General features: G+C 57.6%; 23 protein-coding genes. 9 read left to right on the top strand and 14 right to left on the bottom strand.

Annotation, left to right across the window (positions count from 1 at the left end):
* Nucleotides 1-266 precede the first annotated feature (266 nt).
* A complete protein-coding gene (locus P186_RS03245) occupies nucleotides 267-644 on the top strand; it encodes a hypothetical protein (protein ID WP_014287971.1) in 378 nt (125 codons plus the stop codon).
* A gap of 49 nt (nucleotides 645-693) precedes the next feature.
* On the opposite strand, the gene spt4 is transcribed toward P186_RS03245, so the two are convergent.
* The 6 genes from spt4 to P186_RS03215 are packed head-to-tail and all read right to left on the bottom strand — an operon-like array spanning nucleotide 694 to nucleotide 3,618.
* A complete protein-coding gene (gene spt4 / locus P186_RS03240) occupies nucleotides 694-915 on the bottom strand; it encodes a transcription elongation factor subunit Spt4 (RefSeq protein WP_014287970.1) in 222 nt (73 codons plus the stop codon).
* Nucleotides 912-1,487: a DNA-directed RNA polymerase gene (locus P186_RS03235; RefSeq protein ID WP_014287969.1), complete on the bottom strand. Its 576-nt coding sequence runs from the start codon at nucleotides 1,485-1,487 to the stop codon at nucleotides 912-914. The genes spt4 and P186_RS03235 overlap by 4 nt, the downstream gene beginning before the upstream one ends.
* A gap of 57 nt (nucleotides 1,488-1,544) precedes the next feature.
* Entirely contained in the window at nucleotides 1,545-1,886 is a 342-nt protein-coding gene (locus tag P186_RS03230; RefSeq protein ID WP_014287968.1) for a PIN domain-containing protein, read from the bottom strand.
* Nucleotides 1,883-2,926, bottom strand: a complete 1,044-nt coding sequence (locus P186_RS03225) for an AAA family ATPase (RefSeq protein WP_014287967.1) — start codon at nucleotides 2,924-2,926, stop codon at nucleotides 1,883-1,885. The genes P186_RS03230 and P186_RS03225 overlap by 4 nt, the downstream gene beginning before the upstream one ends.
* A complete protein-coding gene (locus P186_RS03220; protein ID WP_014287966.1) occupies nucleotides 2,923-3,384 on the bottom strand; it encodes an HIT domain-containing protein in 462 nt (153 codons plus the stop codon). The genes P186_RS03225 and P186_RS03220 overlap by 4 nt, the downstream gene beginning before the upstream one ends.
* Before the next feature lie 27 nt (nucleotides 3,385-3,411).
* On the bottom strand, nucleotides 3,412-3,618 hold the full coding sequence (locus P186_RS03215) for a hypothetical protein (RefSeq protein WP_014287965.1): 207 nt from the start codon (nucleotides 3,616-3,618) through the stop codon (nucleotides 3,412-3,414).
* A 72-nt stretch (nucleotides 3,619-3,690) separates the two neighbouring features.
* Between P186_RS03215 and P186_RS03210 the strand changes: the two genes are divergently transcribed.
* Entirely contained in the window at nucleotides 3,691-4,401 is a 711-nt protein-coding gene (locus tag P186_RS03210) for a hypothetical protein (RefSeq protein WP_014287964.1), read from the top strand.
* 143 nt (nucleotides 4,402-4,544) lie between these two features.
* A complete protein-coding gene (locus tag P186_RS03205) occupies nucleotides 4,545-5,621 on the top strand; it encodes a nucleotidyltransferase family protein (protein WP_014287963.1) in 1,077 nt (358 codons plus the stop codon).
* On the opposite strand, the gene P186_RS03200 is transcribed toward P186_RS03205, so the two are convergent.
* Nucleotides 5,618-6,340: a BtpA/SgcQ family protein gene (locus P186_RS03200; RefSeq protein ID WP_148682672.1), complete on the bottom strand. Its 723-nt coding sequence runs from the start codon at nucleotides 6,338-6,340 to the stop codon at nucleotides 5,618-5,620. The genes P186_RS03205 and P186_RS03200 overlap by 4 nt on opposite strands.
* 109 nt (nucleotides 6,341-6,449) lie before the next feature.
* Here P186_RS03200 and P186_RS14005 point away from each other — a divergent pair, with 109 nt between their 5' ends.
* The 6 genes from P186_RS14005 (at nucleotide 6,450) to P186_RS03175 (ending at nucleotide 9,828) form a co-directional block, all read left to right on the top strand.
* On the top strand, nucleotides 6,450-6,626 hold the full coding sequence (locus tag P186_RS14005; RefSeq protein ID WP_193383990.1) for a hypothetical protein: 177 nt from the start codon (nucleotides 6,450-6,452) through the stop codon (nucleotides 6,624-6,626).
* Between the two features lies 1 nt (nucleotide 6,627).
* On the top strand, nucleotides 6,628-7,044 hold the full coding sequence (locus tag P186_RS03195; RefSeq protein WP_148682671.1) for a hypothetical protein: 417 nt from the start codon (nucleotides 6,628-6,630) through the stop codon (nucleotides 7,042-7,044).
* 395 nt (nucleotides 7,045-7,439) lie between these two features.
* Nucleotides 7,440-7,772, top strand: coding sequence for a hypothetical protein (locus P186_RS03190; RefSeq protein WP_014287959.1), 333 nt, complete (start codon nucleotides 7,440-7,442; stop codon nucleotides 7,770-7,772).
* Nucleotides 7,745-7,999, top strand: coding sequence for a hypothetical protein (locus P186_RS03185; RefSeq protein WP_148682670.1), 255 nt, complete (start codon nucleotides 7,745-7,747; stop codon nucleotides 7,997-7,999). The genes P186_RS03190 and P186_RS03185 overlap by 28 nt, the downstream gene beginning before the upstream one ends.
* Before the next feature lie 128 nt (nucleotides 8,000-8,127).
* Complete coding sequence (locus P186_RS03180) at nucleotides 8,128-8,529, top strand: hypothetical protein (RefSeq protein ID WP_014287957.1); 402 nt, start codon at nucleotides 8,128-8,130, stop codon at nucleotides 8,527-8,529.
* Between the two features lie 135 nt (nucleotides 8,530-8,664).
* Nucleotides 8,665-9,828 (top strand): RNA-guided endonuclease InsQ/TnpB family protein, encoded by a 1,164-nt coding sequence (locus P186_RS03175; protein WP_148682669.1) that lies wholly within the window; start codon nucleotides 8,665-8,667, stop codon nucleotides 9,826-9,828.
* A gap of 363 nt (nucleotides 9,829-10,191) precedes the next feature.
* Here P186_RS03175 and P186_RS03170 read toward each other — a convergent pair whose 3' ends face one another.
* Genes P186_RS03170 through P186_RS03140 form a run of 7 tightly spaced genes read right to left on the bottom strand, consistent with a single transcriptional unit; the run spans nucleotide 10,192 to nucleotide 14,532 of the window.
* Nucleotides 10,192-10,605, bottom strand: a complete 414-nt coding sequence (locus P186_RS03170) for a hypothetical protein (protein ID WP_014287955.1) — start codon at nucleotides 10,603-10,605, stop codon at nucleotides 10,192-10,194.
* Nucleotides 10,589-11,479 carry a M48 family metallopeptidase gene (locus P186_RS03165; RefSeq protein WP_014287954.1) on the bottom strand — a complete coding sequence of 297 codons (891 nt, stop codon included), beginning with the start codon at nucleotides 11,477-11,479 and terminating at the stop codon, nucleotides 10,589-10,591. The genes P186_RS03170 and P186_RS03165 overlap by 17 nt, the downstream gene beginning before the upstream one ends.
* Nucleotides 11,480-11,507: 28 nt before the next feature.
* Nucleotides 11,508-11,876 (bottom strand): DNA-binding protein, encoded by a 369-nt coding sequence (locus P186_RS03160; RefSeq protein WP_148682668.1) that lies wholly within the window; start codon nucleotides 11,874-11,876, stop codon nucleotides 11,508-11,510.
* A 19-nt stretch (nucleotides 11,877-11,895) separates the two neighbouring features.
* A complete protein-coding gene (locus P186_RS03155) occupies nucleotides 11,896-12,084 on the bottom strand; it encodes a hypothetical protein (protein WP_014287952.1) in 189 nt (62 codons plus the stop codon).
* Complete coding sequence (locus tag P186_RS03150; protein ID WP_148682667.1) at nucleotides 12,072-12,953, bottom strand: ATP-binding protein; 882 nt, start codon at nucleotides 12,951-12,953, stop codon at nucleotides 12,072-12,074. Before P186_RS03150 ends, P186_RS03155 begins: the two co-directional genes overlap by 13 nt.
* A 23-nt stretch (nucleotides 12,954-12,976) precedes the next feature.
* A complete protein-coding gene (locus P186_RS03145) occupies nucleotides 12,977-14,179 on the bottom strand; it encodes a helicase C-terminal domain-containing protein (RefSeq protein ID WP_014287950.1) in 1,203 nt (400 codons plus the stop codon).
* Between the two features lie 14 nt (nucleotides 14,180-14,193).
* Nucleotides 14,194-14,532 (bottom strand): hypothetical protein, encoded by a 339-nt coding sequence (locus P186_RS03140; RefSeq protein WP_014287949.1) that lies wholly within the window; start codon nucleotides 14,530-14,532, stop codon nucleotides 14,194-14,196.
* Between the last annotated feature and the right edge of the window lie 2 nt (nucleotides 14,533-14,534).

Below are 14,534 nucleotides of genomic sequence, written 5' to 3'. Positions count from 1 at the left end.
AATCTCATCTATCCTCTGCCCCACCTTAAGCCCCCCCAATTTCCTCCATGTCCCTCAATGATCGTACACTCGGTACAGAGAGGGCATCCTCAATAGACAGCCTCTTAACCCTCCCTAAGCCTACCCATCACATGCTAAACGGCTAGGCTAAACCCGTCGTAGGCAACAGCCCAAATCATTAGACACAATATAGTCCCAATCCCCATATATAGACATGGCGCCCCCGTAGCGGCCCACAGCTTAAAAGACGCCTCCAACAAAACCCCGTGGATCTCCAGGAGGCGCTGGCCATACTCAGAGAGAAGACCAAGTCGCCGACCTTCCGCAAAGCCGTTGGCGCCCGGACAGCCGAAGCCATAGAGACCCTAGTAAAGCTGGCGGACTGCGGCGCCTGTCTAGACGAGGCGGAGGCCGCCCGCCTAGTCGCCAACTACTACGTATTCGAGTCCAGAGTCAGGAGGCTACTAGACCTATACGACAGAGTCACCAGAGGCGCCCTAAGGGCAGTCGCCGCCGAAGTACTCGGAGAGGAATTCACAGCCCACCCCCTAGACTACACCACGCTGATAAGAGAACTAGAGGCCTACAGGCAACACCTCTTCTCCATAGCACAACGAATTACAAAGTGCCAAGGCGGATTATAGAGTTATTGCAAAAAATCTACTACAATTTATTCACCGCTCTAGCTACTTATTACTCCTCTACTATTTCTAGGGCGTATATCCCGCTTTTTTCTATGCCGAGCCTCTTGGCGATGCACGACTTGGCGGGGTCTATTACTGCTATCATGCCGCGCCACCTGGGGGCGAACTCCTCGGAGCCGCAGTTGGGGCACTGCTTCGCGTCTTCTGGCACCACTAGCTTGCACCGCCTGCACGCCTTGTAGCCGCTTAGCGTCTTCTTCTTGGCGCTCATGTCTTCTTAGCCGCAGGCTTTTTCTCCCTTAGCCACTCCAGCTTGCCCATGCCGGGCATCCTCATGGTGAGGGTTACTCTGAGGAGGAGGTCTGTGCCCTCTCTGGGGGTGGTGAAGCTGACGCCGGTGATGCGGGCCCTCACCACGTCGCCGACCGACACCCTACGCTTTGTCCTCTCGCCGATGTAGCTCTTGGTGCTTGCGTCGAAGAATATGTTGGGCTCGTCCATGACGTGTATCTTGTTTATAAAGCCGAGGATGGGCCCCACCCTGACTAGCATGCCCATCTCCCTGACGTTCTCCACGACTCCCTCCACCACCTCGCCGTCGAGAGGCATATATGTCAGCATTGTGAAGACAGCCTTGTGGTAGGTCCCGCCGTCGCCGAAGACGATCTTCCCCTCCCGCCCCACCTCGGCCTTCAACACCGCTACGACGTACCCAACCTCTCTCAACACCCTCCCTTCGTAGCGGCTTTTCAACTGCTGTAGGGCGATGTCCTCCAGCGGCTTTCCAAACTCCGTGGGGGGGATCCGCACGTAGTCCTCCGCCTCGACTAATCTAAAAGGCACGCTGTGCAGTATCCCGTTATTTATATACTTTCGCCCACCGCCCCAGCAAGCGGCTTCTCAATATATGGCGAGCTGCCCCTTGTGGAACTTGGCCACGGGCACCCCCTCGCGCCTGGCGCGCTCGGCCAGGGCGGAGTCCCCCGTCACCAAGACGGCGCCTATCTCCCTCGCCAGCTCCACCACGGCGACGTCGGCCGGGCCCCGCCGCTCCACTATCCTCGGCCTTAGGAGGGGGAGCAACTGCGCGGCGGCCCTCGCCTTTCTACTCCTTGCGGAGAGGGTGCGGAGCTCCTCCACCACGGCCGTTGGGATGTGTATTTCGTGTTCTAACAAGACCCCTATGTCTATCCTGCGCTCTACTATGTAGATGAGAGCCGAGGTGTCTAGCACCAGCTTCACAGAGCGGCGATGCTCATGCCGAGCTTCTCGGCGGCGCGGGCGAAGGCGGGCTCTCTGGCGGCGGCCACCAGCTGGAGGCGCCTCCTCTCGGCGATCTCCAGCAGGGTGGACAGGAGCGCCTCGGCCCTGTCGCTGGGGACTGCTAGATCGGCGTCGTCTATGAAGACCGCGGAGCCTTCGTTGGCTAGGAGCATCTGGAGGAGGACTGGGAGGACTGCCTTGGTGTAGCTACCGGCGTTGTAGGCGTTGGTCCACAACCCGCCCTTCTTAACGTACAGCGCCACTCTGCCGCTTTTCACAAGGCCGACGCGGACGTCCTCCACCCCCGCGGCGGGTAGGTAGGCGTAGAGGGCCTCTCTAACCGGGTCGTAGGAGGGGAGGGTCAGCACTCTTGAGAGGTGGTGGGGGGTGAACTGCCCCTCCGGCCCCACGCTGGTCTGCGGCATGAGGTCTACGTGGGTTTCGTATGTGTATTTCCACGCGGCGAGCCTCCGGCCGCTGATGAAGTAAAACTTGTCTTTCAGTCCTATCCTCAGCTCCATGAGGGCTCTCTCGGCGGCTCTAAGCTCTTCGCTCTCCACCGCGGCGCAGGTTATGAGTGCGTCTTCGTTCATCACCGCGTAGGGCGCGGCACAGAGCTCCGCCTCCACGGGGTGCGTCAAGACGCCGCGCTCCCCCCTCTTAGCCATCCTCGCCAGCAACCTCCCCCCGATCCCGACCCACTGCTCCACGTAGTTCGTCGCAGTGGCGTATCTGTAGCCGTAGCTGACCTCGCCGGCCCCCACCTCAGCGGTGAACTCCACGGCGAAGGGCTTGTCGAGGTCGCCTCCGTGGTGCAGGTCCTCGGGCTCGTGGACGATTAGGAGGGGGCCCTCCAGCGCCAGCCACTGCTCTCCCCGGCTCTGGACGAGGAGGGCGAGGGCTTCTATGTACGTGGTTTTTCCCGAGTTTGGGGGGCCGTGGATGAGGGAGCGGCGCCCCAGCTCCACGCAACCAGCCTTTACCCCTCTGAAGTGATCTAGACATATCCTCCTTATCATAGGGCCTTCCGCAGGTCGCGGGTTAGCTGTACAAGGGCGGGGTCCAAGTCGCTGGCTGGGGGCACTTCGGTGTCTTTGGGGATTACGTGGAGGTGTATGTGACTTTCCAGCCCCGCCCCGGCGGCGCGGCCCACGTTTATCCCAATTATGAAGTCCCTGGCGCCGGCGATCCTGGCCAGGGCCTGCGTGAGCCTCCTGGCGAGTGCCACCATCTCGGTCCACTCTTCGGCGGTCATCTCCTCAAACTGGGAGATGTGTCTGTAGGGGGCGATCATTACGTGTCCCCAGGTGTAGGGGTATTTGTTGAGTATGGCGAATACGTGCCTCCCTCTGTGGGGGACAAGGTTTTCGTCGTCTCGGTGGGGCTCGCCGGCGGCTCTGCAGAGGAAGCACCCCTCCTTCCCTATGTTTTTTATGTATCTGTAGCGCCACGGGGCGTAGACAACTCTGTAGCCCACGTCGATTTGAAAACCCCAGTTAATAAACTAGGCCCTCGCCGCGTTTACCCTCCTCACGAGGATTTTGCCGGATACTGCGTGGTAGACTGCCTCCACCCCCTCCATGCTGTGTACCAGCTTGATCTTGTCTATCCACGGCATGTCTATCCCAAGCCCCTCCAGCACCTTGTCCAGGTCAGTGGGCTCCTCGCCTATTCTAGACGCGACAAGCTTGGCAATTACCCGGAAGTCCACGCAACTCCGCGCACCGGGACTTATGTACTCAACGAGTAATATACGGTTTTATATCCCCGGTCTACGAGGGCCGTGGCTACCTTCAACACGCCGTGCACCTTGGCGCTGGGCGTCGTCGGCAAGAGGCTCGTCTACCTAGATGTCGAGAGCGGCAAAAGGGTGGAGGAGTACGTGGGGGTCGACGTCGACTCGGCGGCTCCAGACGTCGGCCGCGACTTCCTCGGAGGCCACATAGCCATAACCTCCTTCTCTACCTCCATCGTGAAGGCGGTGGCGCTCGCCAAGCCTGCATATGTGCTTGACCTAGAGGGCCTCAGGCCCCTGGCGAGGAAGGCGGTCACCGTCGCAGGGGTCAGGGCCCGGGAGTTCGGCGCCTGGGAGCAGGTGTGGAATAAGCCGATCCTCCTCTCCAACGCCAGCCCCACCGTGGCGCTGGGGGCCTCCAGAGCCGGGTCGCTTCTCCACATAAACGCAGTGCCCACAGACGTGGAGCTGGTGGGCAAGGCCTGGGCCACCGCGAGGGTCCTGCAGAGGGGCGGGGAGCTCTCCATGAACTGCACCTGCCGGCTGGGGCTCATGCCCCTGGAGATCTTCGTAAGGAGGGGGAACCGGTACGTGGTTGCCAAGTTCTACCTCAACGCCACGTCCCCCCGGAGCCGGCGGGCCTTCTTCATCCTGGGCGAAGGCGGCAACGTACTCCAGAGAAGAGATGTAGACGTAGGAGAGGCGGAGGTGGTGGCGTTTGAATATGTAAAACAGCTGGAAACCCACGGCGTGGATTAACGCCAATTTCGGCCGGCGGCGCCGCGCGGCGGGTTGCGGATACCGCCTCTTGTGGGGGCTTCTGCCTTCTGGTGCTTGGCGGTTACCGGCGGCTGTGCGGCGCGTCTGTTGTCATGTATTTATACCATGGTTTTTGTTTTTACGTGGCTGAGTGTGGGATTATTTTGGCGGGTGGCTTCGCCACGAGGCTTAGGCCTCTGAGCTACACCAAGCCGAAGCCGCTGTTTCCTGTGTTGGGGAGGCCGGTGATTGACTGGGTGATTGAGCGGGTGGCGGAGGTGGCTGAGCCGGTCGTGTCGGCGAGGTACCTCTCCTACGTAATTCGGAACCACGTGGGGGCGAGGTGGGGGGGCAGGGTTAGGGTGGTGGAGGAGGACAGGCCGCTGGGGGACGGGGGGGCTGTGGTGAATGTGGTTAGGAGTCTGGGGCTTAGGGGGCCTTTGATTGTGGCTAACGGCGACGTCTTTACGGACCTCTCCGTTAGGGGCCTCTGGGAGTTTCACAAGAAGAGCGGCGGCGCGGTGACGATCGCCTTGGTGGAGGTTCCGCAGGAGGAGGTGGGGAGGTTCGGCATAGCTGTTGTGGACGACGGGGGGAGGATTAGGAGGTTTGTGGAGAAGCCTAGGGAGCCGGTGGGGAGCAACCTGGCCAACGCCGGGTTTTACGTATTTGAGCCTGAGGCGGTGGCGGAGTTCCCAGACGTCAACGCGGGGGAGGTGAAGATTGCGAAACACATCATCCCGAGGCTTATGGAGAAGTTCGACGTGTATGGATACGTGCACCGGGGGCTTTGGTTCGACATCGGCACCCACTCCGACTACCTGAGGGCTAACTTCGCGGCTTTGGATAAGTGCGGCTGTGCGAAGGAGTTGCCGGGGGTGAAGATCATCCCTCCGGTGTACATCGGCGAGGGTGCGTCGGTGGGGGCTGGCAGCGTGTTGGGGCCCTACGTGGTGGTGGGTAGCGGCAGTAGGCTGGGGCCGGGGGTGAGGGTTAGGGAGAGCGTGTTGATGGACGGCGTGGTGGCCGAGGCGGGTGCCTACGTGGCGAGATCCATCGTGGGGGAGGGGGTTGTGCTTGGGAGGTGGACGCGGGTGGTGGAGGCCGTGGTGGCGGACGGGGTCTACGTGCGGGACGAGGTTTACATCGGGAGGGGGGCCTCTGTGGGGCCGAACAGGGAGGTGGAGCAGGATGTGAGAGATGGGGAAATTCTGCCCTAGAGCGAGAGCCTTCTTCTTGGGCTCAGCGTGTTTTTAGCCTCTCTCACCAGCCTCTTGGCTTTTTCCACGTCTATCTCCCTTTCCTCTTTTAGGCAAGTGCCTACGATTGCCCCGTCGGCGATTTTGAGGAGGGTTAGGGTGTTGAAGCAGATTCCGCTCCCCACCAACACCGGCAGGTCTGTGTGGGCCCTCGCGACGGCTATGTCCACTGGGTCTGGGGGCTCCCCCGTCTTTCCGCCGGTTATCACAATGGCGTGGGGCCTCGCCCTGGTTGTGGCGGTCTCGACCGCCTCCGCAAGCGTCGGGGGGTAGATGGAGCGGCCGTGTTTTACGTGGACGTCTGCCAGCACCTTGACCTCTCTTAGGTAGGGGGCCTCGGGGATCAGCACGCCGGATTCTGTAAGCACTATGTCTGTGTAGGCGTTGCATCTTATAAATCTGCCGCCGGCGTAATTCGCTATGAGGGCCGCCTTTCTGCAGGCGCTACGTAGTAGGTTTACGCCGACCGGCACCGACACCTCCCGCACTACGTCGCGGGTGGCCACGGCGACTGCGATGGCCCTCCGGAGGTCGGCGCGGGGCTTGTAGGGGGCGTCGTAGTAGTTCTCCACAATTATGGCGTCCACCCCCGCCTCCTCCAGCCTCTTGGCGTTTCTAACTGCGTGGTTTAGATAGTCGGCGTCGTCGATCTGCAGTAGGTGGAGCACTCCGATAATCACACGCGACGCCACCTGTCCCTATATATACTTGTCCGCCCCGTCGGCATCTCTCCGCGGAGGCCGGCGTCTGTGGCGAAATGTTCAAATACCCCCTCTTTGCATGGGGGCGATGGTTTACCCTCCGAAGACTTTGATGGTGGGGAGGTGCTCCCGCTGTGGGAGGAGGATATACGCATTTGAAGATAGGTATGTGTGTAAGAAGTGGGGCTACGTCTTCTGCGACGTCTGTGCGAGGAAGCTTCAGTATAGGTGTCCAGACGGCTACACTCCGCTGGAGCTTGTCTAAGGTGCTTCTCTCAATAACGGCGAGCCCCGGGGTGAGGTCTATCACAATCACCTCGGGGGATAGGGTGCTCGTACTCCACATGTACGCCAGGAGCACATACGGGGCCGTGGTGGCTCGGGGCAGGGAGTGCTTAGTGGGTGGGGAGGATTTGAGGAGGGCGGCTTGGCTTCTTACGCGGCTGATGGATAGGGTCGGCGAGCTTTTGAAGTCTAGGTACTACACCTACACGGGGCCTCTGGAGGTTGTGGGGGACCGGGTGGTGTATAGGCCGTACGTCTCGCCGACCTCCACGGCGGAGGTTGTGCTGTCGGGTAAAACGGCTAGGGTAGCCTCCGGCGATTTCCGGCGGAGGTTCAGCACCAGCCTAGACGTGGGGGCGGTGCTGAGGAGGTATCTGGAGTTGTTAGAAAAGTGTTAAATTCACCCAGGTGCTCTGGGCTTGGTGAGGAGACCAGGCTGTCTGACTGGTGATTGTGGTTAATAGCGCTGACGCCCCTGCCTCGGCTTTATGTAGGATCTCTGCCACTCATCCGGGTTTAGGTTAATGGCGATCCCGCTTGCCGACGCTCATACACGCCATCCCTTGCCTGGCTATGGTGGGGTAGACGTAGTGGATTACGGCCACGTAAATCAAAACTTAAGATCAGCTATGACTTTCCACTACCTTCTCTACATTTTTCCTGATTCAGTATCGTATGTATTTCCTGGTTCAGGAAGAACATCCGACGTCGGATCAGGTAGAATGTAGATAACGGTTTGCCGCCTCTGTGTGTGCCGTATCTGTTCTAGATTTGTATATGGGCAATAACCGATATGGACTGCAGACTGCTGGATGTGTGGATGGCGGAGGCGCCGTTGCGGTGGTTTGGGGAGGCGTACAGGCGGTACAGAGAGCGGGATGTGCAGTGCGGGGAGAGGAGGGGCGCGGCGGCGGATCCCCAGCTCTGCGCAACTTTAATGCTCCTGGAGGCTGAGATGAGTGCGGCGGCTGGCTACGTGAAGGCCCTCGCCGAGAAGTGCACCGCCGCGGCTGAGCAGTGGCTCGCGGAGGCCGAGAAGAGGATCGGCGCCGCCGACTTCTACCCCTACATCGAAGAGGCGGATGCGAGCTTCTCGTTATGGGCAGGCCCAGGCTTGTGGAGATAGGCGCATCTATAGACCACTTCGACGGAGGCGAAGTGGACCTCTGGCGCATTGTCGATGTGCTTAGGGCAGACAAGCCGTGGCACTCCTACCTCTACCTGGCAGTGGACGCCACCGGGCCAGGCCTCTGGAGGCTGGCAGAACGCCTCCCGGAGGAGGGCTGGCGCTATCTAGAGGAGAAGGACATGTACAGAGCGTACTCGCCGACGAGAGACAGCGACGAGGGCTAAGTTGATGAAACTGTAAACCCCATTTTCCCCCACCCTCTACATTTTACCTGATTCTCCGTCATATATTTTTCCTGAATCAGGAAGAACGTCCGGCGTCAAGTCAGGAAAAGTGTAGAAGAGATAGTTGAATGCTACAGCTGGTTTTAAACCCTGGTTTATACGTGGGGGCTGTCTACTACGTCTACCTGGCCGTGGCCGGGGGGCGGGTGGCGTATGTAGGCGTCGGCAAGCGGGGCGGCTACTACGATCGCGTCTACATGCACCTCCGGGGGCACTCCTCTGCGGCAAGGAGGGGGCTTAGGGCCGACGTCTTCATCATCCTGGCCTACACGCGGAGGAGGCGGCTGGCGGAGATGTGGGAGGCGTGGCTCCACGCGGTCTTCAGCCCGCCGTACGCCGAGAGGAGGCCGAGGAGGCCGCCCCCCTCCCCAAGGCGAGACGCCGGGGCAAGCCGGTGTAGGAGCCCGTGTCCATGGCGAAATACGCCAGGCCTTTGGGCGCCCCGCTGGCCAACGCCTCTACGCTTCTAGCAGTGGCGCCTATCAGAGACGTCAGCGGCGCGGCTCCAGAGGCGTATATGGACAAGCCGCCACCTGCCGTCTGCGATGCGGCGGCTTAGAGAGGAGGACTGTCACTTCCACGTGTGGAGGTGTGTGTAGCGGGACATGGGCTACCGAACACTGGTGATAAAGAGGAGGGTGGAGGAAATCCCGCCTGAGCAACTGGCAAAGTTTCTAGAGGTGCAGGAGAGGTTTAGACAATGGACGACGGAGTGGTACAAGAGCGGATTCAAGTCACCTATGCCAGAGCAGAATCCGTTGAAGTACTTCGCCATTGAGCTAAAACACGCGATGAAGCTTCTGCCTACAAACGGGTTGAAGAGCGGCGTGTGGAGGGTGCCGCTTCCTTTCAATACAGAGTTGAGGTTTGGCAAAAACGCGGGCGACAACAGCCGCGGCGTCCTTGTAGATCTGTCAGAGAAGGCGGTTAAGGTGAGGAAGTGGAGCGGCCAGCGTAACAACACCATCACGATTAAGCTGAAGAAGACGGAGATCAAGTGGATTGAGGAGCGGATAAGGGAGGGGGGCCAATTGAAATTAGCCTTAGCATGGGTAGGCAAGAGGAGGGGTAGCAACATGATGAGCTTTAACGTGGCGCTCATCTTTTATAGAGAGGTGACGCCATATCAGCCCAGGCGGCTTCTTGTCGTGGATATCAACTCTTTGCATAACGGCGTTGTTTGGGCAGTTGTTGAGGAGAGGCGGGTGTTGCGGAGAGGCATCTTGAGGCCTGATTTGGCGCACATCGGCCGTCTGGAGAGAGAAGCCGCTAGGCTGGAGTCACTCTGCGCCACAAAAGGCGGCGCCTACTGCAGAAGGGCTGTGGAGTTGAAAAGCAGATTGTGGCGCCTTTGGAGGCAATGGACGGTAGAAGCGGCAAAGAAGATCGCGAAGCTCGCCATTCAGTACAAAGCCGCCGTCGTAGTGGACAAGCCCATGAACGAGTCTATACAGGAGCTGAAAGAGAGCGGTACTGTGGCGAGGAGAAACAAGATATACCTAAACGTGGGGAGGTTCGTGAAGAGGCTGAGGGAGCTCGCCGAGTGGTATGGCGTGCCCTATAGAGAGGAAAGATTGTACTCCACCATCTGCCCCGTATGCGGAGCTAAGATGGAGGAGCTTCCAAACCGCCGCGTAAAATGCAAATGCGGTTTTGAAGCGAATAGAGACGAGGTGCCAATACACTGGGCACAGAAGAGGTACCGGGAAATAATTCCCCTTTTTTCCACTACACACTACATTCAACTATTCCCTATACATTTTACCTGACTCGACGCCGTATGTTTTTCCTGAATCAGAAAAATGTAGAAGGGGGTGTTGTGCCGCTTCTGCATAACTTAGAATTATCCACGCGACGCGGTTGGCTAAAGGCGAAATATGCCGACGTCAGTTCCAAATCTAAAAATTTGGAATTGGAGGGGGCGAGCCTGGCACAACCACATCTATACCGTTCGTTAATTCATAAATTGGGGGTGTGTTTCTACGACCATGGGCCTGTAGTTGCCCCCCGCCCCGCGCCGGGCCGCGCGGGGTGGCCCTCCAGAACGGGCCTAAGGCGGGGGAGCCCCCATCGGGGGCGAAGCCGCCGAGGGGGCCGGCGATCCTCCGGGCGCGGCCCCGCCCGGGCGCGCCTCAGCGCCCGCCCGGGCCCCGTGCCCCCCGGGACGCCCGGAGAGCAGAGGGGGGTACTATGTATAGCTCCCCGTCTCTCAGCTCGAGCTGCGCAACGCCAGCGCCGAGGAGGTACGCCAGGGCTCTGTCGGGGTCGTGCCCCTCGGCCCTCAGCCTAGAGAGGAACTCCGCCAGCTTCTCAGGCTGGGTGGGGGCTTCCGTGTCTAGGTAGAGGCCGGGCTCTATTTTGAGGTCTGTCTTCATGACTATGTCCAGCTCCGTGTATATGGCGTAGAGCTTCTCTAGGAGGTTTATTATCGTGGTTAGCTGCTTATACAGCTCCGCCACGACGCTTCTCAGCTCGTCGTCTTGGTACTTCTGCGCCAGTCTGTCCAGCTGCTCTATCGAGCGGGCTAGTCTAGTAAGGAATTGCATGGAGTTTACGTATTCTGTCTATTGTGAGGGGGTGCGTCCTGGCTAGCAGAGTCAGCCTAGCGGCTAAGGGGTTTAGCAACGACTCTACTATGCCGTTCCAGTCCAGCTTAACCAACGCCGAGACCAGCCTCTCCCTGTGCCTCCGCGCCGCGTATTTGTCTGCCTCGAATTCAAAAGCCTGGAGCATGGCGGTGTAGAGAAGAGCCACGCCTATGAGGTGTATCGCGAGAAGCGTTATCGAATACTTGGCGTAGACCAGGTGTACGAGGGGAATTCTAAGAGTGTACTCAGAGATTAGGAAGGCAAGTAGTTTGTGGGTGTGGCGGTATTTGATATGTCCCCTCTCATGTTCAAGCACCGCCTGCAACTCCTCGGGGGACAGCCTGGCGAATATGCCGGTGGTGAAGTAGACGACGGGGCCTCGCGGCCCGTCTAGAGTGAAGGCGTTGGGGCGTCTGTCCCTAGCCACGCACACGTTGACCGGCGCGTAGTAGTACTCGTAGTCCCCCGGCAGTTTCTGGGGGTTTTCCAAGATCTCTAGCTTGTTCCTCCTGAGATACTCCACGTCTCCGTAGTTAGTCCGCACCACCTTGACCGCGTCTGGGATAAAGCAACTTTTCTTTAGGTATATATACAGCGCCATGTAGGTGATGGATATGAGGGACACCCCGAGGGCCCACTGTATGTATAGGTTTTTGACCGCCAGGAGGGGGGCTACTGAAAGGGCCAGGGGGGCTAGGAAGAGGGATAGGTTTGTCTGCAACGGCGGGGGGTCTACATACCTCCCGTCTTTATACGTCCCGACCAGGGCCGCCTTGTAGCTCTCTTTTTTGTATCTATCCTTGAGAAGCTGTATTAATTCTACTGTCTGCACCTATTTAGCCACTCTCCTCAATATAAGGCTACTGCTGAATTTTTTCTGACTCTAAAAACTCCAGAACCTTCTCAGGCTCGTATATCGACAGCATATCCCAGAACTTGTTGGCTTTATACAAGCCGTATACCTTTCCTCTTGCGCTTCTCTTAATTATCGTGATGTAGCCCCTCTGGACCAAGTCGTCGAGAAAAGCTCTTATCAACACGGTCTTGGCTCTTAGGTCCTGCCGCCCGTAGAGGTGGAGGTCCTGCGCCACCTTTGAGGGGCGGAAGGTCACGAGGTTGCCCTTGGCGTTTTGCACCTGCTCCCTGAGGAATTTGATGGTGATTAGCTTGATACGGAAAGAGTCTGTTTTGTCGTTGTAAGTTCGTGAGAGAGTCCGGATGTCGGCCATATACATAAAGAAGGTGCCCCTATTTATTTATTTCTTTGACATTTTTAAAGCATATATCCTCTAAGTACTCTACTTTACTTTTTAATTCTGAGATTTTTCTCTCAATACTAGCGATATACTGCATAAAATAGTTAATATATATATCACATGGAGCAAGCTCGTCCTTTTCTAAACCTAGGAGCTTTAATATCTTCTCTACACTATCCATAGCTCGGTGATTTTATTATCCCTCACAACAGCGGCGCGTGCCGTCTTTACGTTGTAGGTGTAGTGAGGCCTCGTGATTACAAGATTGCAGTGGACGAGGAGGTCCTGCGCCGGCATTTCGTTGCTCACAAGCACTATCCTGAGCCCGTACTTTGCGCTTTCGAAAATTAAGTACTTCACCACGTCGCCTCTCCCCAAGATGTTCTGCGCCTCGTCTATTACCAATAGCCTCTCCGGGCCTCTGCTAATACCTTTTTCAAATAAAAAATTATATAATGAGGACAGTATGAATAAAATTACTAAAATTTTTTCTTCATATAGTTTTAGTTTTGAAAGATTTATTGATATAGTTTTCTTTGTCTTGAATAACATGTCGACGGGTATTACCCCCTCTTCGAAGACGTCAATTACATATTCCAGCCTCCGGGCTATCGCCGCCTTCATCTCCACCTCGCTCCTAGTGGTGACGAGGAAATCCTCCAGCGCTATGTGGACATCCCTCAGAGTCTCCAGCCGCCTGCCTCTCACCGCTCTGTAGAGGAAGTAGATACTCGGCTCGTTGAGATTAAGCGACAGGCCTAGTATCTCCACTAGAAGTTTCTTGTCGAACTTATCGAAGGTGAACTTCAGCTTCCTGGCATCTATAGAAAGACCCCCGTACTCCCCATGCCAGTCCAGCACCAGCGCAGGCAGTCCTGACCTGGCGATTATCTTCTTGGCTAGCCTCGTCTTGCCGCTCCTGGTGGGGCCGGTTATTACGACGTGTCTATCCATGGCGAGGTACACCGGCCCGGTCTTCCCAATGCCGACGAGCACGCCGTCGTTCATAGTAAGGGCAAGAAGCAGAAGTAGCAAAAGGAGTTCCCACACGTATAATTGTAAAATATAAGCTACTACACGGCTCTCGACAGGTACCGCGGGAGGTACGATCTGTATTCAGCAAATCTGTCGTCTATTAGCAGTATGTACTTCCTCTCTCTGTCTAGCCCCCTCATGACCCTCCCCGCGGCCTGCACGACGTGGTTAACTGCGGTGAACAACACCCCGTATTTATACCCGTCATACCCAAGCCTCTTGAGAATCCTTACCTTGTCCCACAGCTCCCGGCTACGGACATCTGGAATTGGAAACCCAACCAACACGCCAGCCTTTACGTTTAAGTTAACGCCCTCGGAAATGGGGCTACCGTAGTAAGTTACTATTACGTGATCAATATCCCCTAGGGGCTGGTCAGACACAGGCAGGTCTGCAATTTTGCTAGCGTAGAGCGATGCCAGCTCTTTGTTTGGCAGAAACACCACAGCCCTCCCATACTCCCTGAAAATCTGCCTCACCTTGTCAATAACCGCGTCTACATACCGCTTCTTTAGACGGGTTCTGTACCTGATCTTCAGAGGCATGTAATCTACGTCGAGATTCTCCTCCCCCGGCAGGCGCTGTACCTCTACATACTCGGCCCTTAGGAAATATGTAAAAATATCTGAAAACTGCCTCACAATAGAGGCGCTTGCCGCCACCAGGAAACGGGCCCTCCCAGACACCTCGCCAACTAGCGGCAACACGAGACACGTCAAGCCGCCCCCACCCCCGATGCAGTACCTCCGCGAGTAAAGCTCCTCGTCGCCGACCTCCACAGTCGACAGCAAGTTATGCGCCTCGTCCAGCGCGACGAACTCCACCTCCTCGAAAAGGTCAGCCACGGCGGATATGTTCGACACCTTCGACAGATAGGCAAGGGGCAACACCACCACCCCCTTGCGCCTGCCCTCCACGTGGAGCGCCTCGTATGGACACACTCCCAATTTATACAGCTCCTCTACGTCGAAAATCGGCGCCTCGGCCCTGCGAGACTTAGCCTTACACACCCCGCTATCCCTCAGCTCGAAGCACCGAGCCCAGCTCTCCGCCCTAAAGGGGCATAGATGTCTTCTTCCGAACAGCACGCCGGCGTCGCCTCCGTGCTCCGCCACGTAGCGAGCCATCTGGAGCCCCTCCACGTGGCTTCTGACGAAGATTAGAGAACGCCTACCCGCCGCCAGCCTTGCGATCAGCCTAGACTTCCCAAACCCAGGGGGGGCGTGCAGGACGTACCTCACTAAATAGCGGGGCTTTAAAACCCGCTTAACAACTCCTCGAGGTACTCCCTAAACCTGGAGTTTGAAATCTCCTCTAGCTCTAGGCAGTACTTCACCATATTCTTCACAAAAGCCTCCGCCAGGGCTGGGTCACGTTCTTTCAACATCTTCAACTTCTCGGGGAGGTCCACCCGCATTACCCTCACGGCGGAGTCCACGGAGGTGATGTGCCTCTCCAAGTCTCTTATCTGGCTCACAACGTCGTCCAGCACGTTGACAACCTCGGCGGGGACTCCGCCGAGGTCCAAATCTGCGTACGCCTTGTTGACACAGTACCGCACAAATCTGTACCTCAGAGTCTTAACCACGTCCATGG

Origin of the sequence: Pyrobaculum ferrireducens (genome assembly GCF_000234805.1) — an archaeon.
GTDB classification, from domain to species: domain Archaea; phylum Thermoproteota; class Thermoprotei; order Thermoproteales; family Thermoproteaceae; genus Pyrobaculum; species Pyrobaculum ferrireducens.
Note: the sequence above shows the minus strand (reverse complement) of the source record. Positions and strands in the feature narration are given on the sequence as shown.

Bases quoted from the DNA above. Each gene is read 5' to 3' on its own strand.
- spt4 (WP_014287970.1), bottom strand. From the start codon at position 915: ATGAGCGCCAAGAAGAAGACGCTAAGCGGCTACAAGGCGTGCAGGCGG.
- P186_RS03225 (WP_014287967.1), bottom strand. From the start codon at position 2,926: ATGATAAGGAGGATATGTCTAGATCACTTCAGAGGGGTAAAGGCTGGT.
- P186_RS14005 (WP_193383990.1), top strand. From the start codon at position 6,450: ATGGTTTACCCTCCGAAGACTTTGATGGTGGGGAGGTGCTCCCGCTGT.
- P186_RS03190 (WP_014287959.1), top strand. From the start codon at position 7,440: ATGGACTGCAGACTGCTGGATGTGTGGATGGCGGAGGCGCCGTTGCGG.
- P186_RS03185 (WP_148682670.1), top strand. From the start codon at position 7,745: ATGGGCAGGCCCAGGCTTGTGGAGATAGGCGCATCTATAGACCACTTC.
- P186_RS03180 (WP_014287957.1), top strand. From the start codon at position 8,128: ATGCTACAGCTGGTTTTAAACCCTGGTTTATACGTGGGGGCTGTCTAC.
- P186_RS03175 (WP_148682669.1), top strand. From the start codon at position 8,665: ATGGGCTACCGAACACTGGTGATAAAGAGGAGGGTGGAGGAAATCCCG.
- P186_RS03170 (WP_014287955.1), bottom strand. From the start codon at position 10,605: ATGCAATTCCTTACTAGACTAGCCCGCTCGATAGAGCAGCTGGACAGA.
- P186_RS03160 (WP_148682668.1), bottom strand. From the start codon at position 11,876: ATGGCCGACATCCGGACTCTCTCACGAACTTACAACGACAAAACAGAC.
- P186_RS03155 (WP_014287952.1), bottom strand. From the start codon at position 12,084: ATGGATAGTGTAGAGAAGATATTAAAGCTCCTAGGTTTAGAAAAGGAC.
- P186_RS03140 (WP_014287949.1), bottom strand. From the start codon at position 14,532: ATGGACGTGGTTAAGACTCTGAGGTACAGATTTGTGCGGTACTGTGTC.